General features: G+C 72.5%; 17 protein-coding genes and 1 pseudogene. 7 read left to right on the forward strand and 11 right to left on the reverse strand.

Annotated elements, in window-relative coordinates:
• Positions 1-87: 87 nt before the first annotated feature.
• Entirely contained in the window at positions 88-1,806 is a 1,719-nt protein-coding gene (locus ACYVAK_RS11445; RefSeq protein ID WP_461061059.1) for a cation:proton antiporter domain-containing protein, read from the forward strand.
• Here ACYVAK_RS11445 and recD read toward each other — a convergent pair.
• The 6 genes from recD to ACYVAK_RS11475 form a co-directional block, all read right to left on the reverse strand.
• A complete protein-coding gene (gene recD, locus ACYVAK_RS11450) occupies positions 1,792-3,567 on the reverse strand; it encodes an exodeoxyribonuclease V subunit alpha (RefSeq protein ID WP_461061061.1) in 1,776 nt (591 codons plus the stop codon). The genes ACYVAK_RS11445 and recD overlap by 15 nt on opposite strands.
• A complete protein-coding gene (locus ACYVAK_RS11455; protein WP_461061063.1) occupies positions 3,564-7,130 on the reverse strand; it encodes a UvrD-helicase domain-containing protein in 3,567 nt (1,188 codons plus the stop codon). Before ACYVAK_RS11455 ends, recD begins: the two co-directional genes overlap by 4 nt.
• A complete protein-coding gene (locus tag ACYVAK_RS11460) occupies positions 7,127-10,522 on the reverse strand; it encodes an exodeoxyribonuclease V subunit gamma (protein ID WP_461061065.1) in 3,396 nt (1,131 codons plus the stop codon). Before ACYVAK_RS11460 ends, ACYVAK_RS11455 begins: the two co-directional genes overlap by 4 nt.
• A gap of 53 nt (positions 10,523-10,575) precedes the next feature.
• Positions 10,576-11,985: an HDOD domain-containing protein gene (locus ACYVAK_RS11465; protein ID WP_461061067.1), complete on the reverse strand. Its 1,410-nt coding sequence runs from the start codon at positions 11,983-11,985 to the stop codon at positions 10,576-10,578.
• Positions 11,986-12,119: 134 nt separating this feature from the next.
• Positions 12,120-14,270, reverse strand: a complete 2,151-nt coding sequence (locus ACYVAK_RS11470) for a S9 family peptidase (RefSeq protein ID WP_461061069.1) — start codon at positions 14,268-14,270, stop codon at positions 12,120-12,122.
• Positions 14,271-14,315: 45 nt separating this feature from the next.
• Positions 14,316-14,516, reverse strand: coding sequence for a hypothetical protein (locus tag ACYVAK_RS11475; RefSeq protein ID WP_461061071.1), 201 nt, complete (start codon positions 14,514-14,516; stop codon positions 14,316-14,318).
• 127 nt (positions 14,517-14,643) lie between these two features.
• Between ACYVAK_RS11475 and ACYVAK_RS11480 the strand changes: the two genes are divergently transcribed.
• From ACYVAK_RS11480 to icd, 3 genes are all read left to right on the forward strand, one after another.
• Entirely contained in the window at positions 14,644-15,012 is a 369-nt protein-coding gene (locus tag ACYVAK_RS11480) for a YkgJ family cysteine cluster protein (RefSeq protein ID WP_461061073.1), read from the forward strand.
• A gap of 48 nt (positions 15,013-15,060) precedes the next feature.
• Positions 15,061-16,311: a patatin-like phospholipase family protein gene (locus ACYVAK_RS11485; protein WP_461061075.1), complete on the forward strand. Its 1,251-nt coding sequence runs from the start codon at positions 15,061-15,063 to the stop codon at positions 16,309-16,311.
• Between the two features lie 92 nt (positions 16,312-16,403).
• Positions 16,404-17,729: an isocitrate dehydrogenase (NADP(+)) gene (gene icd, locus ACYVAK_RS11490; RefSeq protein WP_461061077.1), complete on the forward strand. Its 1,326-nt coding sequence runs from the start codon at positions 16,404-16,406 to the stop codon at positions 17,727-17,729.
• A 60-nt stretch (positions 17,730-17,789) separates the two neighbouring features.
• On the opposite strand, the gene ACYVAK_RS11495 is transcribed toward icd, so the two are convergent.
• Positions 17,790-18,236, reverse strand: coding sequence for a hypothetical protein (locus ACYVAK_RS11495; protein ID WP_461061079.1), 447 nt, complete (start codon positions 18,234-18,236; stop codon positions 17,790-17,792).
• 195 nt (positions 18,237-18,431) lie between these two features.
• Here ACYVAK_RS11495 and ACYVAK_RS11500 point away from each other — a divergent pair, with 195 nt between their 5' ends.
• Together ACYVAK_RS11500 and ACYVAK_RS11505 are read left to right on the forward strand one after the other, a co-directional pair.
• Positions 18,432-19,310, forward strand: coding sequence for a class I SAM-dependent methyltransferase (locus ACYVAK_RS11500; RefSeq protein WP_461061081.1), 879 nt, complete (start codon positions 18,432-18,434; stop codon positions 19,308-19,310).
• Positions 19,311-19,439: 129 nt separating this feature from the next.
• Positions 19,440-19,844: a PPC domain-containing protein gene (locus ACYVAK_RS11505; RefSeq protein ID WP_461061083.1), complete on the forward strand. Its 405-nt coding sequence runs from the start codon at positions 19,440-19,442 to the stop codon at positions 19,842-19,844.
• 61 nt (positions 19,845-19,905) lie between these two features.
• On the opposite strand, the gene ACYVAK_RS11510 is transcribed toward ACYVAK_RS11505, so the two are convergent.
• On the reverse strand, positions 19,906-21,654 hold the full coding sequence (locus ACYVAK_RS11510; protein WP_461061085.1) for an ABC transporter ATP-binding protein: 1,749 nt from the start codon (positions 21,652-21,654) through the stop codon (positions 19,906-19,908).
• A 55-nt stretch (positions 21,655-21,709) separates the two neighbouring features.
• On the opposite strand from ACYVAK_RS11510, the pseudogene ACYVAK_RS11515 reads away from it, so the two are divergent.
• Positions 21,710-22,243: pseudogene (locus ACYVAK_RS11515) on the forward strand (pseudouridine synthase); the annotation flags it as partial.
• A gap of 186 nt (positions 22,244-22,429) precedes the next feature.
• On the opposite strand, the gene ACYVAK_RS11520 reads toward ACYVAK_RS11515, so the two are convergent.
• From ACYVAK_RS11520 to oleC, 3 genes are read right to left on the reverse strand one after another with little or no spacing between them, the layout of a single operon-like run.
• On the reverse strand, positions 22,430-24,160 hold the full coding sequence (locus tag ACYVAK_RS11520; RefSeq protein ID WP_461061087.1) for an amidohydrolase: 1,731 nt from the start codon (positions 24,158-24,160) through the stop codon (positions 22,430-22,432).
• A gap of 41 nt (positions 24,161-24,201) precedes the next feature.
• On the reverse strand, positions 24,202-25,218 hold the full coding sequence (locus ACYVAK_RS11525; protein WP_461061089.1) for an NAD-dependent epimerase/dehydratase family protein: 1,017 nt from the start codon (positions 25,216-25,218) through the stop codon (positions 24,202-24,204).
• A 31-nt stretch (positions 25,219-25,249) separates the two neighbouring features.
• The gene (oleC, locus tag ACYVAK_RS11530) at positions 25,250-26,953 is read right to left on the reverse strand and encodes an olefin beta-lactone synthetase (RefSeq protein WP_461061091.1); all 1,704 of its coding nucleotides are present in this window, start codon (positions 26,951-26,953) and stop codon (positions 25,250-25,252) included.
• Between the last annotated feature and the right edge of the window lie 7 nt (positions 26,954-26,960).

Here is a 26,960-nt window from a genome sequence, read left to right on the forward strand (position 1 = left end):
CATGATGGCGCAATCGCGCCGGGCTGTTCCCGTGCCGTTCCGGACGCCTGCGGTAAGGTGCTGATCGGACAAGGAAAAGGAGGGCCCATGCCCCACGACGTGACCCTCATCATCATGCTTGCCGCGGCCTTTGGCGGTGCGCTCGTGCTGGGCTGGCTGGCCCATCGGTTGCGCTTGCCGGCCATCGTCGGCTTCCTCGCCGCGGGTGTGCTGATCGGCCCGGCCACGCCGGGCTACGTCGCGGACATGGCGCTGGCCAGCCAGCTCGCCGAGATCGGCGTGATGCTGCTGATGTTCGGCGTGGGCCTGCACTTTTCCCTCGACGACCTGATGAAGGTGCGCGGCATCGCGCTGCCCGGTGCGCTGCTGCAGATCGCGGCGGCGCTGGCGATGGGCTTCGGGCTCGCCACCTGGTGGGACTGGTCATGGGGCGCGGGCCTCGTGTTCGGCATGACGCTGTCGGTGGCTTCGACCGTGGTGCTACTTAAGGCGCTGGAAGCGCGCGGCTTGCTTGAAACCAGCGACGGCAAGATCGCCGTCGGCTGGCTGGTGGTCGAAGACCTCGTGATGGTGCTGGTGCTCGTATTGCTCCCGGTCGTCGCGCCGCTGATGCTGTCCGAGGGCACCGGCGCGACGGTGACCGGGAAGGCGCTGGGCGCGGCCATCGGCCTCACCGTGCTGAAGGTGACCGCCTTCTTCGTGGTGATGCTCGTCATCGGTCGTCGCGTGTACCCGAAGCTGCTCTGGGCCATCGCCAAGACCGGCAACCGCGAGCTGTTCACGCTGGCGGTCGTGAGCTCGGCCATCGGTATCGCCGTCGGTGCCGCGGCGCTGTTCGACGTGAGCTTCGCGCTCGGCGCGTTCTTCGCCGGGATGATGATGCGGGAGTCGGACTTCAGCCACCGCGCCGCCGAGGAATCGCTGCCGCTTCGCGATGCGTTCGCGGTGCTGTTCTTCGTCTCCGTCGGCATGTTGTTCGACCCCGCCGTGCTGGTGGAGGAGCCGCTGCGCGTGCTCGCCGTGGTGGGGGTGGTGGTGGTCGGCAAGACGATCGCCGCGATCCTCGTGGTGCGCGCGCTGCGCTACCCGTGGCGCACGGCGCTGACGGTCGGCGGCAGCCTGGCGCAGATCGGCGAGTTCAGCTTCATCCTCGCCGGCCTCGGCCTCGCGCTGGGCCTGCTGGGCCAGGAGGCGATGAACCTGATCGTTGCCGGCGCGGTGGTGTCCATCGCCATCAACCCGCTGCTGTTCGCGGCGATCGAGCCGCTGAAGAGGCGCCTCGAGGCGAAGGGCGCGGCGCAGGCCTTGCCGCAGGACCTCTCCGACCCGCTGGCCGTGTTGCCCGACCACGTCGACGCCCAGGCCCTGCGCGACCACGTCGTGCTGGTGGGCTATGGCCGCGTCGGTCGCGTGCTGGCGGAGCAGCTGGCCGCCCGTGGCCTGCCCTTCGTCGTCGTCGAGACGCAGCGCGACCAGGTGGAGGCCCTGCGCGCGCGCGGCCAGCCGGCGGTGCTCGGTGATGCGCAGCTGCCGGAGGTCCTCGTACAGGCGCACCTGCAGCATGCCCGTCTGCTGGTGGTGGCCGCACCGGACCTGCTCGCGGTGCGCGGCATCGCCAAGACGGCGCAGGCCTTGCGCCCGAACATCCGCGTGCTGCTGCGCACGCACAGCGCCGACGAGGCCGAGCTGCTGGCCGGCGCCCACCTCGGCGAGGTGTTCTACGCCGAACGCGAGCTCGCCATTGGCCTCGCCGACCGCGTCAGCGAGGTGTTCAAGGACGGCGCCGCGCCCTCAGCCGGGCACTGAGCCCGGCGTATCGCCGGCTGCGGGCCCGAGGGACTCGGCCAGCCGCACGTGGAGGCCGCCGACGCGGCGCACCGGTTGCATCAGGCAGGCGTCGATCACCGCGTCGGAGGCATGCAGCGTGAGTCGGCGCTTCGCGCGCGAAGCGGCGGTGTAGAGGAGCTCGCGGGAGAGCACGCGGTGCGCGGGGTCCGGCGGCAGCAGCACGGCGACGTTGGTGTATTCCGAGCCCTGGCTCTTGTGCACGGTAATCGCGAAGCCCAGCTCGAAGGCCGGCAGTGCGCCGATCGGGAGGGCTCGGGCGGCCGTCTCGCCCCCTCCCGTCGTGACCTCGAACCACACACGCAGTCGTCCGTCGGCATCGGCAAGGCAAAGACCGACATCGCCGTTGAACAGGCCGGCGTCCGCGTCGTTGCGCGTGATCAGCACGCGACGCCCCGGATACCACTCGCCTTGGGCCAAGGGGCCGGCGTGGCGACGGAGGGCGGCATCGAGACGCTGGTTGGCATCCACGCTGCCGAACGCGCCGTCCCGTACCGCGCACAGCCATTGCCGCGCCTTCAGGCCGCGCAGCGCGGCGGCGGCCGGCGCGGCGGCGGCGGCAGGATCGGCGGGCAGCACCGGCATCGCGCCATCGGCGATCAGTGCTTCGGCCCAGAGGCGCAGCGCGGCGTGCACGGCCGCGGGATCGCCCGTGTCGCGCCGGTCGACCGCGCCGGCGCTGCCGTCGATGGCCTTGGCGAGCGCCGTACCGTCACCGCGCCGCAGCGCGGCGTTGACGGTGGCGAGCGCGGCGTCGGCGCGGAAGCTGTGGTGCAAGCGCACCAGCGGCGCCCCGTCGCGGGATTCGAACGCCTGCACGAGGTCCTGCAGCGCCGAACCCGGCCCGACCGGGCTGAGCTGGTCGGCGTCGCCCACCAGCCACAGCGCCGCGTGCGGTGGCAGGGCGTCGAGCAGGGCCTCGAGGGTCTCCAGGTCGAGCATCGAGGCCTCGTCGACGACGACGAGGTCGGCGTCGATCGGTCGCCCGCGATGGCGGCCGAAGGCCTGCGCGTGCGGCTGGTAGTCGAGCAGGCGATGCACGGTGAGGGCCAGTGCGTCGACGCCCGGGCCGTCGCCGGCCTGCAGGGATTCCGCCAGGCGTTGCGCGGCCTTACCGGTGGGCGCGGCCACGCGCACGGCCAGCGGCGCCGTCTGCAGCCGCTGGCGCGCCATCAGCATGCGACGCACGGTCGTGGTCTTGCCGGTGCCCGGCCCGCCGGTGAGGACGAACAGGCGCGTGCCGAGGCAGCGCCGCACGGCCTCGCGCTGCGGCGCCGTCTCGGGCGTGGCGGGGCCGCCGAACAGCGCGTCCATCGTGGCGTCGCTGATTGCGGTCGCGAGGGGCGGCAGCGGGCCCTGCACGGCGTCGGCGACCGCGCGCGCGATGGCCGTTTCCGCGCGCCAGTAGCGCCGCAGGTAGACGCGGTCGTCGCCGTCGCGGACGAAGGGCGCGTGGCCCTCGGCGGGGCCCAGCCACGCGCCACCGAGGGCGTCGAGGGCCTCGGGAGCGAGGGTCGGCGCACCGAAGCGCAGCGCATCCTCGACGGCCAGCGCGCTGTGGCCTTCGCCCGTCGCGGCGCTCAGGGCGCCGCCCATGCGCGCGAGGTCCTCGCTGCCGCCGTGGCGGAGCACCCAGCGATGCAGCAGGCGGTCGATCGGCCGCCAGTGCTCGGGCAGGCCGGTCGCCGGGCGGGCCATCAGCGGGAGCGGTCGGGCGCTCATGCCGCGACCCCGGCGAACAGGCGGTCGGTGGCCATCACCAGCGACTCCGGGAAGCGCTGTGACCACAGGCCCAGCCCCGGCGCGAGGCCGGCGGCGCGGACGAACAGGTAGATCGCCGGGCCGACGTGCGAGGCGTAGGTGTAGCGATCGCGGAGGCGCTGGCGCAGGTGGCGGTGCACGGCGACGGTGTAGAGGAAGGCCTGGAAGCGGTAGTGGTGGGCGTCCATCGCCGCCACAAGCGCCTCGGGGGCGTAGTCGGCGAGCGTGGGCAGGGCGTTGGTCTTGTAGTCGAGCACGTGGAAACGGCCTTCGTGCTCGAACACCAGGTCGATGGCGCCGACCATCGCGCCGCGCAGGCGGTCGACCGGGCCCTCGGGGATGAGCGCAGGCTCGCCGTGCTCGGCGGCGAGGCGCCGCAGGTCCGCGACGGCGGCGTCGTCGACGTGGAACTGGAACGTGAGCTCGATGGCCTGTTGCGTGGGCGACAGCGCGCCGAGCGTGCACGGCGCGGTGCCGCCGGTGGGCAGGGGCACGTCGAGGCAGCGGTCGAGCATGGCGGCCACGTGCGGCACGGCCGAAGCGAGCGGACTGCCGTCCGAGGTGCGGACCGCGTGCTGTTCCAGCGCCCGGTGCACGCGAGTGGGATCGGTGGCGAAGCGCTGGCCGGCCTCGCGGGTCTCGAACAGGTCGTGCACGGCCTGGCCGAAGCCGGTGCCGCGCACCGTCGCGAGCGCCTGCCACGCCGCCGGCGCCTCCGCGTCGACGATGGGCGATGTCGCCGCCGTGGCGTCAGGGGTCGGTTCGCGATCGGGCAGGGCGCTGCGCTCGTCGTCGGCGGCACGGGCTTCGAGATGCCGGCGCTCGCCGTGCCCGCTCAAGGCGGAGAAGCTGTAGCGGCCCGGCAGGCGGAAGCCGGTGGGCACCGGCGGGACGGGATGGACGGCCGGCGCGCTGTCGTCGAGTGCGACGTACGGTGCCGCGGGCGGCGTCGGCCAGCCGCGCCGCCACGCGACGCCCGGGCCGTCGCGGTCCGCGTCCGGCCAACGCGACAGCAGCGCATCCAGCGCCGAGCGGTCGGGGTCGGTCTTCGCGGCCGGTGCGCTTTTCCTGTGGCCTTGGCGCTGCGCGGGCCGCTCCGGTGGCAGCGTGAACACGTGGCACGCGTGCTCAGCGCGGGTCAGCGCGACGTAGAGCAGGCGGAAGCGCTCGTCCTGCAGCGCGTCCTTCGCGTTCTTCTGCGCCGAAGCCTCGAACACCGCGGCGCGACGGCCTTGGTCGTCCTGGGCCGCGAGCGTGGGGCCTTTCGGTGCGCGGTATTCGTGGGCCCACAGCGTGGGCAGCAGCACGACGGGAAACTCCAGGCCTTTGCTGGCGTGCAGGGTCATCAGCCGCACGCGCTTCGCGTCGGACTCGAGGCGCAGGCTGCGTTCGCCGCCGACGGTGTCTTCCGCGTCCTCGCGCTGGGCGCGCATCCAGTCCAGCAGGGCCTCGGGCGAGTGCCCGGCCTCCGTTTCCTGTTGCAGCAATTCGCCGAGGTGGCGCAGGTCGGTGAGCGCGCGTTCCCCGTCGCCCTCCTCGCGACGGGCCAGCACCGGCAGGGCGAGGTCGATCAGCGCCTGCACGACGGCCAGCACGCCGGCGCGCGCCCAGCGCTGGCGAAGCACCACGAAGCGCTCGCGCCAGTCGTCCAGCGCACCACGGGCCTCGAGCGTGGGCAATTGCGTGGGCGGCAAGCCGAACAGGGGCGTGATCAAGGCCGCGCGCAGGGCCCCGGCGTCGCCGGGATGGCGCACCGCGTGCAGCGCGATCAGCAGGTCGCGCGCCCATTCGGAATCGAACACCGTCTGCCGGCCCTGGCCCGCGCAGGGCACGCCGAGCCGCTGCAGGGCGTGACGCAGGGCGGAAACTTCGGCGTTCGAGACCAGCAGCACCGCGAGGTCGCCGGGCTGCAGCGGGCGGTCACCGAGGCGGTATCGGCCGGAGGCGAGCAGATCGACCACGAGGGCCGCGCAGGCCTCGATCGCCTGCGGGCGCATCGCGCTGTTGGGCTGCGCCACATCGAGGCGATGGAACACCAGCGGCGCCTCCACCGGTTGGCCGTCCTCCCGCAAGGGCTGCGCGTCGGCACGGCCGGCGGCGCGCACCGGCACGTAGGCGATGGGCGTGCCCCCGGTGCCAAGGCGCGCGCGATCGCCGTCGAACACGGTGTTGCAGGCGGTGACGTAGGCCGTGGACGAGCGCTGGTTGGTGTCGAGCGTCAGCACGGCGTCGGCATCGCGGCAGGCCGCGAGGTAGGCGGCGATGTCGCCACCGCGGAAGCCGTAGATGGCCTGTTTCGGATCGCCCACCATCGCCAACAGGCCGCGCTTGGCGCCGTCGCGGTCGCGGTAGAGGCGGTCCAGCAGGGCGTACTGCGCGCCGTCGGTGTCCTGGAATTCGTCGACGAGGGCGATGGGCCAGTGGGCGAAGACGGCATCGGGCAGCGGCGAACCCGGCGTGCGCATCGCCCGACTGACTTGCTCGATGAGGCCATCGAAGCCCATCTCGCCGATCTCGAGGCTGCAGGCCTTCTGCATCGCGCGCAGTTCCGGCCACCACCACGCCCAGAACGCGCGCTCCGCGCTGTTCGCCTGCTCGATCGCCGCGGCAACGCCGCGCATCGCGGTGCGGAACGCCGGGTCGAGGAGGATCGCGCGCGCGGGTTCGAGCACGAGGGACGACGGTTCACCGTCGCCCGCAAGGGCATCCAGTTTGGGAGGCAAGATCAGCCCGTTGTCGAGGAAGGCAACCACGCCCAGGGCTTGCGTGTACGGCGCGGCATTCTTTCGGGTGTAGTTCCCGTCCAGTTTCGCCAGCGTGCGCAGCTGCGTGTCGAGCCACGGCGTCACGCTCGCGCGCAGCGCCTGGTGCGTCGGCGGCTTCGTCACCACCACGCCCGGTTGCAGCAGGGTGGCGATGGCGGTCGTCAGGCCCTCGAGGCTGCGGCAGCCCTTCGGCAGTTGGCGCGCTTCCTCCGGCGGTTCACCGGCGCCGATGCGGCGCAGCAGGTCGCGGGCCATGGCCTCGAGCACGCGCCGCCCGTCGCCGAGCGCCAGTGGCTGGAAGCCTTGCTCGCTTTCCAGCGGGTGCGCCGACAGGATGCGATGGCAAAGCCCGTGCAGCGTGCCGATCGGCGCGCGATCGAGCTGTGCGAGCGCCGCCAGCAGGTGCGTCCGGTCGGCGTCGCGTCGGCCCGGTGCGGTCTCCCAGCGCTGGCGCATCCAGGCGTGCACGGGGTCTTCCGTGCCCGTACCGGCGACCGGCGCGGCCAACGGCGACTGCGACCAGCGCAGCGCCGCTTCGACGCGCTGCCGGAGCCGGGCGCCCAACTCCTGCGCGGCGGCCTCGGTGAAGGTGCCCACCACGATCTGCTCGGGCAGCGGCCGCGAGCGGCCGTCGGCGTCGTCGAGCAGCAGGCGCAGGTAGAGCGCGGCCATCGTCCAGGTCTTGCCGGTGCCGGCGCTGGCGTCGATCTGCAGCCGGCCCTGCAGGGGCGCCGTGGTCCAGTCGAGGGCGGCGCTCATGCGGCGTCGCCCTCGGCGCCGCTCGTGCGGGCGTCGTCGGGGAGCGCCTTCGCGAGCACACGGGCGTCCTCGCGGAACCGGGTGAGGTCGTCGCTGCCGGGCCGCAGCCGCCAGTCGCGGCCGAGCAGGGCGGCATAGCCGGGCGCGTAATCGCGCTCGCCGGTGAGGAAGTCACCGCCCGCCCACGCCTCGGCGATCGCGTCGTCATCGTCGGTGGTCGCGGCCACCCAGCTCGTGGCCGGGCTGTAGCGGCGTTCTCCGGCCAGGACCGCGGCGCGGAAAGCCACGAGGGCCTCGACCCGCGCCGCCACGCCGCCCACGGCAAGGGCGCGTTCGGCGTGCGCGAGGAACAGCGCATCCTCGGTCGCCATGACGTCGCCCCAGGGCGCAAGGCCCTTCGCGGTGACCAGCGCGACGCGCACCCGGGCGTCGGTGCTGGCGCGCAGCGCGGCCCATCGAAGGAACGCCGGCACGCGCAGGCCGAAATGCAGGTCCTTCGGGTCCTTGCCCGGCGCGGCATCCAGCAGCCAGAGCGTGCCGTCTGCCGCTTCGTGCACGGCCACCTGGCCACGCAGCTCGCCGCCCTGGAGCGGGAGGCGGACGGGGCGCGATTGCGCGGGCGGCAAGGGCCACGGCAGACCGTTCTCCACCGGGCGGAGCGCGGCGAGCGCCTTGCGCGCCTTCTCCGCCTCCTCGTCCCAGGCCGCGCGCCCGAGGGCGCCCGGTGGCAGGCGACCCGCAAGCCGCCAGGCCTCCGGCGGCGCCGCGTCGATCGCGTCGTCGCCCCGGGTGAGTGCGTCCAGCACCATCCGTTTCGCCCAGGCCTCGCGCGGATCGCTGCGCGGGAGCAGCGGCTCGCTGTCGTCGAGGCGATCGTCTTCGAGCGCGTCGAGGCGCACACCGTAGGCGTGGCGCAGCACCTGCTGCGCCGGCTGCTGGAAAAAGCGGCACAGGCTGTCGAGGTCCGGCAGCGCCGACGCCGCCGCGGCGATCGCCGGCGTCCCGTGGACGGTCGACGCCGTGGCCGTCGCGAGCGCCGCGACCAAGGCCGCAGGCTGCAGCGGTGCCCGTCGCTGCCACGGCCACGTGCCCGCCGTCGTGTCGAACAGCGTGCGGCTCGCGTCGGCGCCGGGGACGTCGGCAAACCGTGCGAGCGTGTCGAGCAGCTCGGCGAGCGGGGCCGCCGGATTGCGCGGGCGCCCGTCGTTCGCGCCGATGCCGACATGGCTCAGGTGGAGGCGCTCGCGGGCGGCCATCACGGTTTCGAGGAAGAGGTAGCGGTCGTCGCTGGCGAGGTCGCGGTCGCCGCGCTGCGGCTTCCGGCGGCGAAGGTCGAGCCCGCCGTCCTCGACATGGCGCGGCAGCGCGCCTTCGTCGAGGCCCAGCACGGCCACCACGCGGAACGGGATCGCGCGCTGCGGCACCATCCCGCAGAAGGTGATGCCGCCGATGAGGAAACGCTGCCGCTCGGGCACCGCGGCCAGCTTGGCCAACAACGCTTCGCGCACGGCAGCCCAGCGCAGCGGCGCGCCAAGGCCGGCATCCCGCCATTCTTCGCGCAGCGCGACGATGAGGCCTTTCGCCGCGTCCAGCGCCTCGCGACCGTCGGTGTCGAGCGCCGGCGCGCCGAGCAGCGCTTCGACGCGCCGCTGCAGCAGCGCGGACCAGTCCTCCGGAGGCAGTGTCGCGGTGCCCAAGCCCGCCCACTCCCGCAACTCCAGGAGCAGGGCATGGGCGCGGCCGAGCACCTCGGCCACGTCGTCGTTCATGCCGTCGATCGGCAGCACGCGTTGGCCATCGGGCAAGGCAAGCACCTCGGGCTCGCGGCCGCCGAACACGTGCCCGGCCAGGGCGCGGTCGAGGCCCCAGGCGAAGCTGTGCGCGTCGTCTTCCGGTGCGCCGAATCGGGCCCGGTCCGCACCATCGAGCCCCCAGGCCACGCGGCCGCGCGCCAGCGCGTGGCGCAGCGTGTCGCGCGCCCCGCCGTCGAGGCCGAAGCGCATCGCCACGGCGTCGATGTCGAGCAGGTCGAGCACGCCCTGCGCCGTGAGGCGGCGCGTCGGCAGGGCCAGCGCGGTGTCGAGCGCCCGGTAGATCGGGTGCGTGGCGGCAAGCGGGATGTCGGCCAAGTGGTACGGCCAAGGGCCATCGCGCCGGCCGGGCTCGCCGAACACCGCGGGAATCAGCGCGCGATAGCGCTCGATATGCGGCGAGACGACGACGACCTCGGCCGGTTGCAGGCCGTCGACCGTGGCGAAGGCGTCGCACAGGGCGTCGTGCAGGACCTCGAGCTCGCGCAAGGGCGTGGCGCAGGCGTGGACGCGCAGGCTGGCGTCGGCACGCGCGGCCTCGCGTGAGTGGCCGGTGGGCGCGGCGAGGGCCGCCATGTCGTTCAACAGCAGGCTGCGTTGCAGGCGCGCCAGCAGGGCCTGCGGTGCGTGATCGTCGCGGCGCTCCTCCCAATCCCGGCCGCTGCGCTCTTCCAGCGCCAGCTCGCCGTTCTCCAGCTCCAGCAGGAAGTGCTGGCCCAGCCGCCCCCACGCCGCCAGCAGCGGGTGGTCGAGAGCGAGGAATTCGCTCTCGCCGCGGTCCTCGCGGTTGAGCGCGCGCTGCATCGCTTCGCGGCCCGAGGGGAGGCCCACCCAATGCTCGCGGCAGGGATCGGCGACGTGGAAGACCACCGGGCGATGCCGTGCCAAGGCGCGAAGCACGTCGAGTTCGAGCGGGGGCAGGTGGTTGAGCCCGAACACGTGCAGCGGGCAATCGTCGAGGCCCGTCGGCGGCGTGCCCTCGCGCAGGCGACGGGCCAGCGCCACGAGACGCTCGCCGCGATGGCGCGAGGCGGAGCCGCGACGCAGCGCGCGCCACGCACCGCGCAGCAGGGCATCGCCAGCGACGGCCTCGCGGCCGTCGTCCCAAGACCGCAGCCAGCCTTCGCGATACACCATCAGCGGCGACAGCGCGGCGGCCAGTCGATCGGCCAGCGCGAAGGCTTCGCGGCCGTCGGTGTCCGTGGCCAATGCGGCCGTCACGCGGGGTTCGTCGAGCTGCGGCAACAGCGGCAACAGGCGCCAGCGCAGCACCTCGCGCTGCCAGGCGCGGATACCCAGCAGCGGCTCGCCCAGCACCCGCCGCGCCAGGCCGTCGAGCCACGGGCTGGGCAGCACGATGTCGAGGTGGGCCACGATGCCGCCCCGCCGCTTGCGGGCAAGACCGTCGCGTAACCAGTGGCGCATCCCGGGATGCCCCACCAGCACCGTCTGCGACGCCAGTGGCGACGCCGGAGGCAGGTGCGACAGCAGGGCCTCGAGGGGATCAAGCAGGGCTTCCAGCCGGCTGGCCCGGAACAGCCAGAGGCCGCGTTCCGGGTCGATGGTCCATTCGTCGCGCATGGTGGGAACGATACCCGAAGGGGTTCGCACCGCTTGAGACGGTGGGTGTGAGGCTATTTCACGGCGCCAAGGGCGAGGCTGGCCTGCTGCAGCAGCAGCGCGAACAGGGTTCGTGCGTCGTTCTCGATGGCGTCGCCCCCAACGCTGCGGTCAGCGTGCAGCAGCCCGAGTACGCGCCCGTCGACCACCAGCGGGCCGAGCAGCGCCTCGCGCGCGCCGAGGCGATGCAGCCAGCGCCCGGTGTCCGGTGAGGCCGTGGTGAGGTGCTGCACGCGGGGGTGTGCGAGCAGCTCGAGCAAGCGCCCGCAGTCGCGGAGTTCGACGGGGAAAGCCGCGGCCAGCGGCGCACGCTGTATGGCCAGCGCGGAGCGCAATCGAAGCTCGCCGCGGTCGGGCGAAAGCAGCGCGAACACCACGCGGTCGAACCCCGCGGCGCGCTGCAGGCCTTCCATCACCATCGACAGGGCAACGCCAGGGTCCGGACGGCCGCTGGCTTGCAGCTCGGCGAGCTCACGAAGCACGTCCAAACCCAAGGCGGCATCCGCACGCGGGAGGGTGGGCGCGGGGTCGTCGCGCACTTCGTCGAGTCGCCGCGGCACGGGCAGCAGGGCCCGAACGGACGGGTCGAACAGGTCTTCGATGAGGGCATCGGCCAGCCGTGACTGGGTGACGAACTGGTCGCGCAGGGCCGCCGGATCGAGGGCGAAAGTGTCGGCAGCGACCGCCAGCGCGGCATCGACGTCCTCGCGAGGCCCGCCGGGCTCGAGGGCATCCACCCAGCGCCGCGCGAGGCTGGCCGCCAGCCGGCCGGGCGTGTCGGCGTCGCCGAGCAGCAGTGGCGACAGCCGCAACTCGGCGTTCAACACGAGGGAAAGGTCGTCGAGATCGAGGCCGATGTCGGTCTGCACGCGCTTGGCCGCCTGCAGCGGTGGCTGCGCCGCGTCCTGGCGCCACGCGGGGAGCCACTGCGGAACGACGCTCCAGAACGCGAGATGGCCGATGTCCTGAAGCAGCGCGGCGATGAACACTTCTTCCGGCGCGTCGATGCCGGCCGCTTCGGCCAGGGCGCGCGCCTGCACCGCGGTGCGCAAGGCGCGCGCTGCCTCGGCGGCGGCCTGCGCGCAGCCGGCGTGGCGCCCGCCCAGCAGGTCCAGCACGGCGATGCCGAGCGCGATCTCGCGCACGACATCGAAGCCGAGCAGGGCGACCGCGCGACTGACGGTACGGATGCGTTGTCCGTGCGGGTTGTGCAGCCGACTCGAGGCGAGGCGCAGCACCCGGGTGGTCATGCCGGCGTCGCGCAGGATCAGTGCCGCGAGATCGGTGCCCGAGGTGTCGTCGTCGCCCGCGCATTCGCTGATGCTCTGCGCCGTTCGCGCCAGGGCGGGCAACTGCTGCGCGAGCAGCGCCTTGGCCCAGCCCGTGGTGCCCTGCGGCAGTCCGCTGCGTTCCGAACCTGTCATGGCACGGTCCTGCGGGCGGTGCCCGCGCGAGGGGAGGACGCCGCCAGCCTAGCCCCACCCAACCCTGCTCGACGCCCCCGGCCTGTCAACGCCGGTGACAGCGCGTCGAACCGCGGATCGCGTCGCGTTCGGGCCTAGGGCGACGGGGGCCGCGGGTGCTTGATGTCGACGGGGGCGATGGCGTCGTCCGGGGCGAAGCCGAACACGGCGCCATAGAACGCGAGTTCGGCCTCCTGCGCACGGATGATGTTCTCGGCCTTGCGGAAGCCGTGCTGTTCGCCCTCGAACTCGAAGTACGCGTGCATCACGCCCCTGGCGTCGAGCGCCTCGACGATCTTTCGGCTCTGGTCCGGGGTGACGATGCGGTCTTCCGAGCCCTGGAAAGTGATGAGTGGCTCGGTGAATCCTTCAAGGTGGAAGATCGGCGAGCGCGCGCGGTACAGCGCCTCGTCCGGCGGGCCGACCAGCGAGACGTCGTACTTCCGTTCGAATTTGTGGCTGGTGGCGGCGAGCGCGGCGATATCGCTGACGCCGAAGTAGTTGGCGCCGGCCTTGAAGCGGTCGGTGAAGGCGAGCGCCGCCAGCGTGGTGAAGCCGCCGGCGCTGCCGCCGCGGATCGCCACCTTGTCCGCGTCGACCTTGCCCGACGCGACGAGGAAGTCGACGGCCGCCACGGCGTCCTGCACGTCGACGACGCCCCACTGGCCGTTGAGGCGCTTCCGGTAGTCGCGCCCGTAACTGGTGGAGCCGCCGTAGTTCACGTCGACGATGGCGAAGCCGCGGCTGGTCCAGTACTGGCGCGACAGCGAGAAGGTCGGCTTCGAGACGGAGGTCGGGCCGCCGTGGATGGTCACGATCAGCGGCGGCTTGGCGCCCTCGGGGCCTTGGTAAGCGGGGTTGGTCGGCGGGTAGTAGGTGGCGTGGGCGGTGCGTGCCGCGCCGTCCGGGCCGGCGGCGGTGGGGAACACGATGCGTTCGCCGACCGAAACGAGCTCGGTCGGGATGCCCAGCGCATTCGGCTGGTGCAGGCGCGCCACGGCGCCCGTCGCCGGCGTCACCGCGAGGAGGGCGCCCTCGTCGGCCGCGGCCGCGGCGCTGGTGATGATGCGGCCGCCCGCATCGAGCGACACATCGCCGAAAGCGACGAAGGGCAGGTCGAGCGCGCGGTAGGCGCCGGTGGCGAGGTCGAGCTCACCGAGCTCGTCGACGGCGTTGAGGCTGGTGCGCACGTAGGCCTTGCCGTTGCCGGCCAGCACGTAGGTCTGCATGCCGAGCGACCACAGCGCACCGCCGAACTCGCGCGCCATCGGCGCCACGGCGCGCGTCGCCTCGCCGTTCCAGGCGTAGAGGTTCCACCAGCCGCTGGTCTCGTCGATGAAGTACAGCGTGCCGTCGTCGGCCCACTGCGGCTCGAGCACGGCGGTGTCGCCGCCGGCCACGCGCCGCGGTTCGCCCACGGTGCCGTCCGCCGCCACCGTGGCGACGTTCAGCGTCGTGCGGTCCCAGGGCATGTCCGGGTGGTTCCAGGCGATGAACGCGAGCTTTGCGCCGTCGGCGGACAGCCGCGGGTAGGCGACGAAATCGGTGCCGGTGAACAGCACCGTGCCGGCGGCGGCCGTCGCGGCCGCGTCGTGCGCGGCCAGCGCCTCCGCGGTGGGCACCGCCACCCGCACGATCTCGTTGCGCTCTTCGCCGTTGGCCTGCTTCGTGGCCTCGGTGTGGTCCTCGCGCACGCAGACCAGCGCGCCGCGCGCCGCGTCGACCACGCAGTCGCTGTACTGGTACTTCTCCGGCGTGATCGCCACCGGCGCGGCGTCGCCCTGCTGCAGGTACAGGCGCTGGTCGGCGAAGTTGGCGAAGACGATGCGCTCGCCCATCACCCAGTAGCTGCTGCCGCCGTACTCCTGCACGCGGGTGCGGACGCTGAAGCCCTCGGGCGTCAGCGTGGCCGGCTGGCCGTCGGCGCCGAGCGTGCGCAGCACCTGCCGGCCGCCCTCGTCGGGGCGGCTCTCGCGCCAGTACACCTTGCCGTCGAACACCCGCACGTCGCTGGTGCCGACGGCGGCCTTGGCGAGATCACCCGCGGCGATCGGGCTGGCCCAGCTGCCGAACGGGGCCGTGGTGGCCGGACTGCGTCCCGCACCTGCGTTGACGGGCGCGCTGCCATCGCGATCCGTGACGGTGCAGCCCGCGGCGAGGAGGCCCGCGCCCAAGGCGAGCGCCAGCGCACGGCGGGCGGGCAGCGAACGGGGGGCGGGGCGACGCGTGGGGTGATGCAGGGCCATGGCGGGTCCTCGGAGGCGAAGCCCGCACTCTGCCAGACGATGGGGTCAGAGCCGCGTGCGCGAACGCAGCCAGCGCACGGCGTCCTCCCGGCAGCCCATCAGCTGTGCGGCCATGAACACCGACTCCACGCCGCCGCGGGCGCGAAGCCAGGTATCGCGCTCCTCCCATACACGCCTCGCCCAGATCAGGGCGTCTTCACCATCGAGGCGCGGCGCGACGTCGCGCTCGCCGTCGAGGCGCGGCATGGGAGGGAGGGCGGACTTCCGGAGGCTCATGCCCGCAGACTGCGACGCCGCGGGCGCGTGCGCCGTCATCCGTCGTCGGACACCGCTGTAGGAAAATACTCACCCCGTCTCACGACATTCGCCGGCCATGGCTGCCTCGATCCACCCTTGCCAACGCTGCGGTGCCTGCTGCGCCGCCTTCCGAGTGGCCTTCCATTGGAGCGAGGCGGCGCCGCACGCGCCCGAAGGGCCGGATGAAGCCATGACGGTGAAGGTGCGGCCGTTCGAGGTGGCCATGCGCGGCACCGAGGGTGGGCCCGCACCGCGCTGCGCGGCCTTGGAGGGCGAGGTGGGACGCGCGGTGGGCTGCACGATCTACGCGCGCCGCCCCTCGCCCTGCCGCGCGTTGCAGGCGTCCTGGGAGCATGGCGCGCCCAGCCCGCAATGTGATCGCGCCCGGGCGCGCCATGGGCTGCCGCCGCTGACCCCGGCAGACTTCACCTCCACGGCGCCCTGAGCGCACACTCCGCGCGACGCCGCCTCCCCGTGCGGCGCAGGAGCCGTGATGGTCGAGACGTCGCCCCGCCATCCGCCCGTCACCGGCCTCGTGCTCACCGGTGGCGGCGCCCGGGCGGCCTACCAGGCCGGCGTGCTGCGCGGCATCGAACGCATCCGCACCGAGTGCGGCGCCTCCCACGGCCCGACCGGCAATCCGTTCGCGGTGATGACCGGCACGTCCGCGGGTGCCATCAACGCCGCCGCCCTGGCCAGCTACGCCGACGAGTACCCCAAGGCCGTCGAACGCCTGCATCGCATCTGGGACGGCTTCCAGGCGCACCATGTCTATCGCGCCGACGCGTTCGGCGTGGTGCGCAGCGGCGCGCGCTGGCTCACCCTCTTCACCGTCGGCTGGGCGGTGGCGCGCTGGCGCCGCGCCAAGCCGAAGTCGCTGCTCGACAACACGCCCCTGGCCGAACTGCTCGCCGAAGTGCTGCCGCTCGAGCGCATCCCCTCGCTGGTGCATCGCGGCGTGCTGCGGGCTTTCGGTGTCACCGCGTCGAGCTACACCGCGGGCACGCACGTCACGTTCTACGACGCTCCCGAGTCGCAGAAGCCCTGGGTGCGCTCGCAGCGCGTCGCCGTGCCCGGGCGCATCACCCTCACGCACCTCCTCGCCTCGTCGGCGATCCCCTTCGTGTTCCCGGCGCAGGCCTTGCCCTTGGATGGCCAGGACCACTGGTTCGGCGATGGCTCGATGCGGCAGACGGCGCCGCTGTCGCCGGCCATCCACCTCGGCGCCGAGCGCCTGCTGGTGATCGGTGCGGGTCGCCTTCACGAACCGCCGGGCGAGAAGCGCGCCGCGGGCGGCTACCCGTCGCTGGCCCAGATCGGCGGCCATGCGCTGTCGAACATCTTCCTCGATGCGCTCGCGGTCGATATCGAGCGTGCCCAGCGCATCAATGCCACGCTGTCCTTGCTGCCCGCCGAGCTTCGGGCGCATTCCGCGCTGCGGCCCGTGGAGATGCTGGTCATCGCCCCCAGCCAGCGGCTCGACGATATTGCAGTGCGGCATATCGCCGCCCTGCCGGCGCCGGTGCGCACGATGCTGCGCGCCGTGGGCGTCAGCCAGAGCGCCGGGGCGGCCAAGGGCGCCGGTGCCGGCGGCGGTGCGCTGGCCAGCTACCTGCTGTTCGAATCCGACTTCACCCGTGAACTGATCGCGCTCGGCGAGGCCGACGCGCTGGCCCGTGCCGACGAAGTGCGGGCCTTCTTCCACTGGCCGGCGGCCAGCGCGGCGCCGTCCGGCGCGGCCTGAGGCCGGTCGCTCACATCGAATTAACCCCGCGCGCTTTCCCCCGGCGCCCCGGAACCGCGACAATGCGGGTCCACGCGTTCACTGGAGGCCCCATGTCGCACACGCCCACGCCGCCCGCCGGCGGCGAGAAGATCACCATCCAAGGCGGGAAGCTGCACGTCCCGTCGAACCCGATCATCCCCTTCATCGAAGGCGACGGCATCGGCCCGGACATCTGGCGCGCCTCGGTGCGCGTGCTCGACGCGGCCGTGGCCAAGGCCTACGGCGGCGCGAAGAAGATCCACTGGATGGAAGTGCTCGCCGGCGAGAAGGCCTTCAACCTGACGCAGAACTGGCTGCCCGACGCCACCGTCGATGCCTGCCGCGACTACCTCGTCAGCATCAAGGGCCCGCTCACCACGCCGGTCGGCGGCGGCATCCGCTCGCTGAACGTGGCGCTGCGCCAGATGCTCGACCTCTACGTCTGCCTGCGCCCGGTGCGCTGGTTCAACGGCGTGCCCTCGCCGGTGAAGCGCCCGCAGGACACCGACATGACGATCTTCCGCGAGAACACGGAGGACATCTACGCCGGCATCGAGTTCGAGCCGGGCTCGGCGGACGCGCAGAAGGTGCTCGACTTCCTGCAGAAGGAATTCCCGAAGCCGTTCGACAAGATCCGTTTCGGCACGCAGGCGAAGAACGACGCGTGGACGAAGCAGCTCGAGGCCATCGGTTCGCCGGCGCGCTCGCTGCCGGTGCAGGTCGGCGTCGGCATCAAGCCGGTGAGCTACCTCGGCACCGAGCGCCTCGTGCACAGCGCCATCGCCTACGCGATCCAGAACGATCGCAAGTCGGTCACGCTCGTCCACAAGGGCAATATCATGAAGTTCTCGGAAGGTGCCTTCCGCGACTTCGGCTACCACGTCGCCCGCGAGTTCTTCGGCGCCGTGCCGCTGGACGGCGGCCCGTGGCACGTCATCCCGGAAGGCAAGCCGGGTGCGGGCATCGTCATCAAGGACGCCATCGCCGACGCCTTCCTGCAGCAGATCCTGCTGCGTCCGAAGGACTACGACGTCGTCGCCACGCTGAACCTCAACGGCGACTACCTCTCCGACGCGCTGGCCGCGCAGGTCGGTGGCATCGGCATCGCGCCGGGTGCCAACATCAACTACGTGACCGGCCACGCGGTGTTCGAGGCGACGCACGGCACCGCGCCGAAGTACGCCGGCCAGGACAAGGTGAACCCGGGCTCGGTCATCCTCTCCGGCGAGATGATGCTGCGCTACATGGGCTGGACCGAGGCCGCCGACGCCGTCATCAAGGCGATGGACGGCGCGATCGGCAGCAAGCGCGTCACCTACGATTTCGCCCGCCTGATGGAGGGTGCGACGGAAGTGAAGTGCAGCGAGTTCGCCGACGAGATCATCAAGCACCTCTGATCCGGGCGGTTGACGCCGCATGACGACGGGGCGCTTGGGCGCCCCGTCGTCGTTCCGACCTCATCGCGACGCCGGGTCCTCGAGCAGCGTGTCGGCCCAGGTTTCCGCCGCCGCGGCCTGGTCGAAGGCACCGAAGCGGATCCCCATCGACTCGTAGAGGCTCCGCGCCCGCGGCACGAACAGGCTGCGACCTTCGACATCGCCCGCCACGACCCACGCTGACCCCAGTTGCCGGTGCGCGCCGCCTTGGCGGCGCCGCACGCCCGCCTCCAGTGCTTCCCAGGCGTCGGGGGTGGCCAGGATGCTGCCACTCATCGTCGCGATCACCACGAACGGGCAACCGTCGGGGAGCTCCGCGGTCAGTGACGCCAGCATCTGGCCGTAACCGCGCACCGACTCCGCGTTGAACGGGCCTTGGGCTTGCGTACGGATGACGCGGCCCGAGCGCCGGCACTCGATGCGCCCATGGGGACGGAACGGCGGGGCGGGGTGTTCGGGCAACGCCATGGTGGGGATCCGCAGGCCTGCTGGCCGCTCGTCGGCGGCGTGGTGGCGAGGCTCCATTCTTGCGGCGCGGCCTGCGATGGCCGCGTCGACGGGCGATGGGTCGCGGTCGCGCCACGACCGCTCGCCTTGCCACGCCCGTAACGCGGGCCTGCGCAACCTTCACGCCTCCTTCCTTCCCCACCATGAGGTCCCGCCATGCGCCGCTCCCTGCTCTGCATCGCCCTGCTCGCCGCCATCGCTCCAGCCGCGTTCGCGCACAACCACGGCGGCGCGACGCCGGCAGACGCGGCGGCGCACGACGCCCACGAGCAGGCCAAGGCCGGTCTCGACGCCGCGATCGCCGGTGAATGGCGCACCCCGGCCAACGTGGCGCGCGATGGCTTCCGCCATCCCGGCCCGACCCTCGCCTTCTTCGGCCTGCAGCCCGGCATGACGGTATTGGAGGTCAGCCCCGGCAGCGGCGCGTGGTGGACCGAGATCCTGGCCCCGTGGATCAAGCAGGGCGGCGGCACGTATGTCGCCGCCATCACCGATCCGGCGAAGACCACCTCGGATCGTGCCCGCGAGTACTTCACCGGCGACAACGCCAAGCTGCGCGAGCGCCTCGCCGCGGCGCCCACGCAGTTCGACGCGGTCGTGCTGCGCGAGGTCGACCCGGCGGCACCGGTCTACGGCGAGCCGGGTTCGGTGGACGCCGTCCTGACCTTCCGCAACCTGCACGGCTGGATGCGCAACGGCCAGGCCGAGGCGCAGATGAAGGCGTTCTTCGACGTGCTGAAGCCGGGTGGCGTGCTGGGCCTCGAGCAGCACCGCGCCGATGCCGACGTGCCGCGCGAGCAGATCAATGGCTACGTCAGCGAGGCGCAGGTGATCGCGCTGGCGGAGGGCGCGGGCTTCGTGCTGGAGGAGCGTAGCGAGATCAATGCCAACCCGAAGGACACGAAGGACCACCCGAACGGCGTGTGGACCCTGCCGCCGAACCTCAATGTCCCCGAAGGCGAAGACAAGGCGAAGTACGAAGCGATCGGCGAGTCCGACCGCATGACCCTGCGCTTCCGCAAGCCGGAGGCCTGACCGGTTTCCTGAACCTGCCCCGCATCGCCCGCGTTCCGCCCCATGGGCGGTGGTGTAAGGCGGGTGAAGGCGCCTAGACTCCTCTTCACGCCGCCCCGCCCGGGGCGGCGAGCCCCCAGGAGACCCCCGATGCGCCGAATCGCCCTTGCCCTCGCCACGCTCACCTTCGCCGGCCTCGCCGTCGCCGCCCCGGAAACCATTCGTGTCGGCCAGACCGTCCAAGGCGAGCTCACCGCCAACGATTCGCCGCGCGACGACGGTGGCGTCAGCCGCGACTACAAGGTGGAGGCCCGCAGCGGGCAGTTCCTCATCGTCTCCGTCACGTCGGAGGATTTCGATGGCGTCGTGACGGTCTTCAACCCCGACCGCACGAAAGCGATCGAGAACGATGACCGCGCCGACGGCAACCTCAACCCGCTGGCCGTGGTCGAGACCGCGCAGGATGGCAGCTACACGATCCGCGTCGGGTCGCTGGGCAGCGGCGACGAGTCGATGGGCAAGTTCACGCTGAAAGTCATGGCGTTCTCCGAGTAAATCGCGGGGCGCGGCACCCGATGAACACCCCGGCTCCGACCGGGGTGTTCTTCTTTTGGGCTCAGCCTTCTCCCGTCTGCAGGCGCCAGAGCGACGCGTACGCGCCGTCCCGCGCCAGCAGGGCCTCGTGGGTGCCGGACTCGATGATGCGGCCCCGCTCCAGCACGTGGATGGCGTCCGCGTGGCGCACGGTGCTCAGGCGATGCGCGACCACCAGCGTGGTGCGCCCCTTCGCGTGCGTGGCCAGCGAATGCTGGATCGCGGCCTCCGTTTCGTTGTCGATCGCCGACGTCGCTTCGTCGAGCACCAGCACGGCGGGGTCGCGATAGAGCGCCCTTGCCAGCGCGATGCGCTGGCGCTGGCCGCCCGAGAGCCGCGCGCCGCGTTCGCCGACCTGCGCCGAATAGCCCCCGGGCAAGGCGGCGATGAAATCGTGCGCCGCCGCGGCCCGCGCGGCGGCCTCGACGCGGTGGGCGTCGGGGGTGGCCTCCCCGTAGGCGATGTTCTCGGCGACGCTGCCATCGGTCAGGAAGGGCTCCTGGGCGACATAGGCCAGTTGCCGGCGCAACGAGCGCGGATCGACGTCGGCGAGATCGCGGCCGTCGAGCGTGATCCGACCGCCCTGGGGTTCGAGGAACCCGAGCAGGCGCTTCAGCAGCGTGCTCTTGCCGGCGCCGGTGGCACCAACCAGCGCCACCGTCTGGCCGGGCCCGACACGGAAGCTCACGTCGTCGATCGCGACTTGCCCCCGATAGGCATGGCGGACGTGCTCGAAGGCCAGCGCGCCCACGGGGCGCGCCTCGATCCGGCCTGCGGGCGGGGAAGGCACGCGGCTGTCGAGCAGGTCCATCACCCGCTGCACCGACGCCATCGAGCGGTTGTAGAGGTCGGTCATCTCGGCCAGCCTCGTCAGCGGCCACAGCAGGCGCTGCGTGAGGTAGACCAGCGCCGCATAGCTGCCGGCGCCGAGTTCGCCTTGAAGCACCAGCCAACCGCCGTAGAGCAGGGTGACCGCGAAGCCCGCGAGCACCGCCATGCGGATGACCGGCGTGATCGCCGCGGCGAAGCGGATGGCCTCCGCGTTCGCCTGCCGGTAAGCGTCCGACGCCGACCGCACGTGGGCGAGCTCGGCATCCTCGGCGGTATAGGCCTGGATGGTCGCCATGCCGGCGAGGTTGTTGTCCAGCCGCGCCGACACCGTGGCCGCCGCTTCGCGTGCCGCGGCGTAGCGCGGCTGCAGGCGCCTCTGGAACCAGAACGCACCAACGAGGATCAGCGGAACCGGCAACAGGGCCAGCGCGGCGAGGCTGGCCGTCATGGCGAAGAAGAAGACGCCGACCATCAGGGAGCCGACGACCACTTGGATCAGCTCGTTGGCACCGGTGTTGAGGAACCGCTCGACCTGGTTGACGTCTTCATTGAGCACCGCCATCAGGCGGCCGCTGCGCGCCTCCGAGATCGCTGCCGGCGGCTGCTTCTGCAGATGCGCGTAGGCGTCGAGGCGCAGCTCGTGCTGGAGGTCCTGCGCGAGGCCGCGCCACTTCAGCGCGAGCAGGTATTCGAACACGGATTCGAGCACCCAGATCGCGATGGTGATGGCCGTGAGCGCCACCAGCTGGTCCATCGGGTCGACGATGCCGAAGCGCGCGATGAAGCTGTCCTCGCGATTCACCACCACGTCGATGGCCACGCCGATCAGCAGCTCGGGCAGCACGTCGAAGATCTTGTTCAGCACCGAGTAGACGGCGCCGAGCACGGCATTGCGTCGGTACGCGCGGGCGTAGCCGTAGAGGCGGCGAAGGGGATGCATCGGGGGCTCCACGAGGGCAACGCCAGAGTGTAGGGCGCGTCGATACACTGGCGGCATGCTCCTGGCCTTCCACAAACCGATGAACGTGCTGTGCCAGTTCACCGACCGCAGCGCGCTGCCGCGGCCGACGCTGGCCGGGTACGGCTTGCCCAAGGGCGTCTACGCGGCGGGTCGGCTGGACTTCGACAGCGAGGGCCTGCTGTTGCTCACCGACGATGGCCCTCTCGTCGCGGCGATCGGCTCGCCGAAGTTCGACTGGCCCAAGACCTACCTCGTGCAGGTCGAGGGCACGCCCGCCGGCCCCGCGTTGCAACGCCTGCGCGATGGGCTCGTCCTCAACGACGGCCCGACGAAGCCGGCCGAGGTGACGGTGATCGAGGCGCCGGCGTGGTTGCCGCCGCGAGACCCGCCGGTGCGGGTTCGCCAAACCGTGCCCGACGCGTGGCTGCGGCTGGTGATCCGCGAGGGCCGCAACCGCCAGGTGCGACGCATGACCGCCGCGGTGGGCTTGCCGACCCTGCGGCTGGTGCGCGAAGCGATCGGCCCTTACACGCTTGACGGGTTGCCGGCCGGGCAGTGGCGCGAAGTGCAGGCGCCGGCCTTGCCGGCGCGCCTGCGTCGCAGCGGGGCACCGCGAGCCGCGACGCACAGCGCGCGACCGGCGTCGACGGGCCAAGGCCCATCGGTGCCGCCGTCGCGCCACGACGCGGCGGCGCGACCGGGCCTGATCCGTCCCTGGCGGCGCGACGGGCGCTGAGCCGCGTCGCGCGACTCCTCAGCGTGCCGCCGCATCGGCCTCGGCGCGCTGGTACACCGGCTGGCCGTCCACCCAAGTCGAGTGCACCACGAGCTTCGGCAAGGTCGACGCCTCGGTCGCCGCCGGATCGGCGTCCAGCACCACGAAGTCCGCCCGATAGCCCTCGGCCAAGCGGCCGACCTCGGCCTCGCGGCGATGCGCGAAGGCCGCGTCGGCGGTGAAACCGGCGAGGGCCTCGACCATGGTGAGGCGCTCCTGCGGCTGCCAGCCGCCCTGCGGCAGGCCTTCGAGGTCCTGGCGCGTCACCGCCGCATACAGACCGAGCCGCGGATCGACGGATTCCACGGGAAAGTCCGAGCCGAGCGCGAGCCGGGCGCCACTGTCGCGCAGCGTCTTCCAGGCGTAGGCGCCGCGGACACGCTCGGCGCCGATCCGTGCTTCGGCCCATGGCATGTCCGACGTCGCGTGCGTGGGCTGCATCGAGGCGATCACGCCGAGCTCGGCGAAGCGTGGCAGGTCCTTCGGCGACACCACCTGCGCGTGCTCGATGCGCCAGCGATGGTCGATGCTCGCGGCGTCCGGGCCCAACACCTTGGCGTAGCCATCGAGCACCAGACGGTTGGCGAGATCGCCGATGGCATGCGTGGCTGCCTGCAGGCCGCAGCCCTTGATCTTGCCCAGCAGCGTTTCCAGCGCCTCCTTGCGCATCAGCAGCAGGCCGCGATGGCCGGGCTCGTCGCTGTAGTCGGCGATCAGCGCGGCGCCGCGGCTGCCCAGGGCGCCGTCCATGTAGACCTTCACCCCGCGCATGGCGAGGCGTCCGCCGTCGTGCACGTAGGGGCCCTGCGCGCAGCGGTCCGCCAGGGCGTCGCGGTCGCCATCGGCATAGGCCTCGACGCGCAGCGTCAGGCGGCCGGCATCGGCGAAGCGCTGGTACAGGGCGAGGTCGTCGCGCGAGACGCCCATGTCGTGCACGCCGGTGAGGCCGTTCGCGGCCGCCGCCGCCAGCGCGCGCTCGAACGCCTCCTCGCGCAGCGCTTCGGACGGCGCGGGCACCGCGGCGTCGATGAAGGTCGCCGCGGCATCGATGAACACGCCCGTGGCCTTGCCGCCGTCGCGCAGGATCCGCCCGCCATCGACCTGCCAGTCGCCGTCGAAGGATCGTCCGTGCTTCGCCTCTGCCGCCCGCATCGCGGCGGTGTTGCCCCAGCCGGCGTGGCCGTCGACGCGCTCCAGCCACACCGGGCGGTCGGGGAAGGCGGCGTCGAGGTCGGCGGCGGTCGGGAAGTCGTTTTCAGGCCAGTCGTTCTGGTCCCATCCGCGGCCGATGATCCACGCGTCGGCGGGCAGCGTCGCGGCATACGCCTGCAGACGTTCGATGATCTCCGCCTTGCTCGCCGCGCCGACGAGGTCGGCGCGCAGCAGGGCGAAGCCGAGGTTCATCAGGTGGCCGTGCGCGTCGATCAGGCCCGGCACCACCACGCCGTCGCCGGCGTCATGGCGCGTCGCGCTCGGGAATCGGGCGGCGAGGTCCTCGGCACCCCCGACGGCGAGCAGGCGGCCCGCGTCGTCCCATGCCATGGCGTTGGCGTCCGCGGTGTCGCTGCCGACGATGCGTGCCGCTACCAGCAGGTGGACCGGGGCGTCGGTGGGGGCTGCCGCGGGCGTTCCACCGTCGCTGGACGGGGGCGTGCACGCGGGCAGCGCGAGCGCAACGAGGATCAGCGAACTCAGGGCGAGTCGACGCATGCGGGGGGCTCCGGCCGAAGAAAGCCGGAGCATGCCGCATCTCAGTGCGTGTCGCGCCACCAGCGCGTGAGGCGTTCCAGCCCCTCGGCCACCGTCACCTGCGGCACGTAGCCGAAGTCGTTCTTCGCGGCGGAGAGGTCGTACCAGTGCGGCGTGGCCAGCTGCTCGGCGACGAAGCGCGTCATCGGCGGCTCGCCCTTGAGCGGCAGCGCGTGCCACAGCACTTCGCAGAGCGCGCCGGCGGCGTAGGCCACGGCGAAGGGCACGCTGGCCTCGACGCGCGGCTCGCCCGCGGCGACCAGCAGGCCGTTGACGATCTCGCGCACCGGCTGCGGTTCGCCGTTGGAGATGAAGTAGGCCTTGCCGGCGCAGGCGGCGCCGGGGCCGAGCGCGGCGAAGGCCAACACGTGCGCGTCGGCGGCGTTGTCGACGTAGCTGGTATCCATCCGGTTGTGGCCACCGGCGATGAAGCGCAGGCGTCCCGCGCGGGCGCGCTCGACGAGGCGCGGCAGCAGGTTGGTGTCGCCGGGGCCCCAGATCAGCCGGGGGCGCAGCGCGACGGTGCTCAGCGTGCCACCACCCGCCACCGCGCTGCCGTTCGCGGCCAGCACCGCTTTCTCCGCGATCTGTTTGGTGCGCGGGTAGGGCGCCTTGAAGGCCGGTGCGTAGGGCGTGGTGATCTCGTTGCCGCCCTCGCAGGGCACGCGGCCGTTGTGCGCCACGCTTGGCGTCGAGGTGTAGACGAGGCGGGTGATGCCGTGGGCGCGGCAGGCGTCCAGCACGTTCATCGTGCCGGTCACGTTGGCCTCGACATAGCTCTGCTCGCTGCCCCAGTGCCCGGCCTTGGCGGCGTTGTGGAACACCGCGTCGACGCCTTCCAGCGCCCGCATCACGTGGGCGGCGTCGGCGAGATCGCCGAGGCGTTGTTCGACGCCCATCGCGTCGAGGTTGGCGGAGCGCCGGCGCTGCGTGCTGAGGACGGTGTGGCCCTGGGCCTGCAGGCCGCGGCAGATCGCCTGCCCGAGGAATCCGGCGCCGCCGGTGACGAGGATCTTCATGGGTCGAGGGTCGCGGGTGCCGCGTCGCGGCTCAGTGGAGGACGCCGCGCAGCTGCGCCTTCGCCCACTCGGCGAGCTTCTCGCGGCCGATCTTCGCGTTGTGGCGGATGTCGACGGGGAACGCCGGATGGCGCAGGAAATGGTGGATGCGGGCGGTCTTGGTGTCGCGCATGGCGAGGCGTTCCAGCTCGGCCTGCACGTGCACCCATTCGCTCTCGGGCACGCCGGCCTTGAGTTCGACGCAGAGCACCGGGACCTGCATGCCGCGCGCGCCGACGCCCACCAGGGCCGTGCGCGCGACGCGGCGATGCGTGTTGAAGATCGGTTCGATCTGCTCCGTCGTCATCAGGCCGCCGGCGGTCTCCACGCGGTGGCTCTTCCGGCCGCAGAACCACAGCCGGCCTTCGGCGTCGAAATAACCGAGGTCGCCCATGCGGTGGACGATGCGCTCCTCGCGGGCGGAGACGCGCTCGCGGATCTTCGCCATCCGCGTCGCCTCGGGGCGCGCGAAGTACTCGTCGGTGGCGCTGGGCCCGGCGACGGTGATCTCGCCGATCACGCCGGGGCCGACGACGTAGTCGTCGCGCCAGTATGCGATCGCGTCGTCGAGGATGCGGATGATGCGCACGGTGTTGGCCGCGACGGGGCGGCCCACGCAGGTGCCGGCGCCGCCTTCGGTGGCCTCACGCGTGGTCTCGAGCTCGCGGGCCTCGATCACCGCCACCGGCAGGCATTCCGTGGCGCCGTAGGGCGTCCAGAACTGCGCGTCGGCCGGCAGCAGGTCGCGCATCGTCGACACGACGTCGGGCGGCACAGGGGCGCCGGCCGAGGTGACGCGCTGCAAGGTCGGCAGGGCCTCGCCATGCTCGGCGAGCACGCGCATCAGCGCGGGCGAACCGAACAGCTGCGTCACGCCGAAGCGCCGGATGGCGTCGTGCAGCTTGCGCGGGTCGGCGTTGGCCGGCCGCGTCGGGTCCATGTCCGGGATGATCGAGGTCAGGCCCAGCGCCGGGTCGAACAGTGCGAAGGGCGGGAAGGTCGGCAGGTCGACGCCGCCCGGCGCGATGCCAAAGGCCTCGCGCAGCAGGTCGATCTGGGCGATGAAGTGGCGGTGGCGGTAGACCACGCCCTTCGGCACGCCGGTCGAGCCCGAGGTGAAGAGGATGCCCGCCACCTCGTCGCCGTGGGTGTCGGCCAGCATCGTCGTGGGCTCGCCGCGCACCGCCTTGGCGGCCAGCAGCGCCGCGCCCTTGCGCTCGAGGCGGGCCAGCGTCTCGCCGCGCCACAGCGGCCAGGCACGGGTGCCGACGGTGACGACGCGACGGATCGTCTTCAGGCCCCAGCCGAACACGCGGCGCGCGAATTGCGCCAGCGGGATGCCGATGAAGGCCTCGGGCGCGGCCTCGTCGAGGCACTGCTTCAGCGCGCCGCGATCGATGCCCGGATCGACCAGCACCGGCACCGCGCCGAGCTTGAACAGGGCGAACATCAGCAGGAAGAACTCCGGCGACGGCCGCACCATCACCACGGTGCGCATGCCGCGGCGGATGCCGTAGGCCTGCAGGCCGGCGGCGATGGCGTCGCTTCGGCGGTCGAGCTCGCCGTAGGTCAGCACCACGTCGTAGCGCGCCATGCCGTCCGCACCGGGCTTGCCGGGGCAGCGCATCGCCGGCTGCTCCGGGCGTTCGGCCGCGATGCGCGGCAGCACGGCGGCGATGTTGGCGGTCGCCGTCATGGTCGCG

It is taken from the genome of Silanimonas algicola, from assembly GCF_054777375.1.

Excerpts from the sequence above, each read along its gene's own strand:
- ACYVAK_RS11480 (WP_461061073.1), top strand. The coding sequence starts at position 14,644 with ATGGCTGCCTCGATCCACCCTTGCCAACGCTGCGGTGCCTGCTGCGCC.
- oleC (WP_461061091.1), bottom strand. The coding sequence starts at position 26,953 with ATGACGGCGACCGCCAACATCGCCGCCGTGCTGCCGCGCATCGCGGCC.
- ACYVAK_RS11455 (WP_461061063.1), bottom strand. The coding sequence starts at position 7,130 with ATGAGCGCCGCCCTCGACTGGACCACGGCGCCCCTGCAGGGCCGGCTG.
- ACYVAK_RS11475 (WP_461061071.1), bottom strand. The coding sequence starts at position 14,516 with ATGCCGCGCCTCGACGGCGAGCGCGACGTCGCGCCGCGCCTCGATGGT.
- ACYVAK_RS11465 (WP_461061067.1), bottom strand. The coding sequence starts at position 11,985 with ATGACAGGTTCGGAACGCAGCGGACTGCCGCAGGGCACCACGGGCTGG.
- ACYVAK_RS11445 (WP_461061059.1), top strand. The coding sequence starts at position 88 with ATGCCCCACGACGTGACCCTCATCATCATGCTTGCCGCGGCCTTTGGC.
- icd (WP_461061077.1), top strand. The coding sequence starts at position 16,404 with ATGTCGCACACGCCCACGCCGCCCGCCGGCGGCGAGAAGATCACCATC.
- ACYVAK_RS11510 (WP_461061085.1), bottom strand. The coding sequence starts at position 21,654 with ATGCATCCCCTTCGCCGCCTCTACGGCTACGCCCGCGCGTACCGACGC.
- recD (WP_461061061.1), bottom strand. The coding sequence starts at position 3,567 with ATGAGCGCCCGACCGCTCCCGCTGATGGCCCGCCCGGCGACCGGCCTG.
- ACYVAK_RS11485 (WP_461061075.1), top strand. The coding sequence starts at position 15,061 with ATGGTCGAGACGTCGCCCCGCCATCCGCCCGTCACCGGCCTCGTGCTC.
- ACYVAK_RS11500 (WP_461061081.1), top strand. The coding sequence starts at position 18,432 with ATGCGCCGCTCCCTGCTCTGCATCGCCCTGCTCGCCGCCATCGCTCCA.
- ACYVAK_RS11495 (WP_461061079.1), bottom strand. The coding sequence starts at position 18,236 with ATGGCGTTGCCCGAACACCCCGCCCCGCCGTTCCGTCCCCATGGGCGC.
- ACYVAK_RS11505 (WP_461061083.1), top strand. The coding sequence starts at position 19,440 with ATGCGCCGAATCGCCCTTGCCCTCGCCACGCTCACCTTCGCCGGCCTC.
- ACYVAK_RS11525 (WP_461061089.1), bottom strand. The coding sequence starts at position 25,218 with ATGAAGATCCTCGTCACCGGCGGCGCCGGATTCCTCGGGCAGGCGATC.
- ACYVAK_RS11460 (WP_461061065.1), bottom strand. The coding sequence starts at position 10,522 with ATGCGCGACGAATGGACCATCGACCCGGAACGCGGCCTCTGGCTGTTC.
- ACYVAK_RS11470 (WP_461061069.1), bottom strand. The coding sequence starts at position 14,270 with ATGGCCCTGCATCACCCCACGCGTCGCCCCGCCCCCCGTTCGCTGCCC.
- ACYVAK_RS11520 (WP_461061087.1), bottom strand. The coding sequence starts at position 24,160 with ATGCGTCGACTCGCCCTGAGTTCGCTGATCCTCGTTGCGCTCGCGCTG.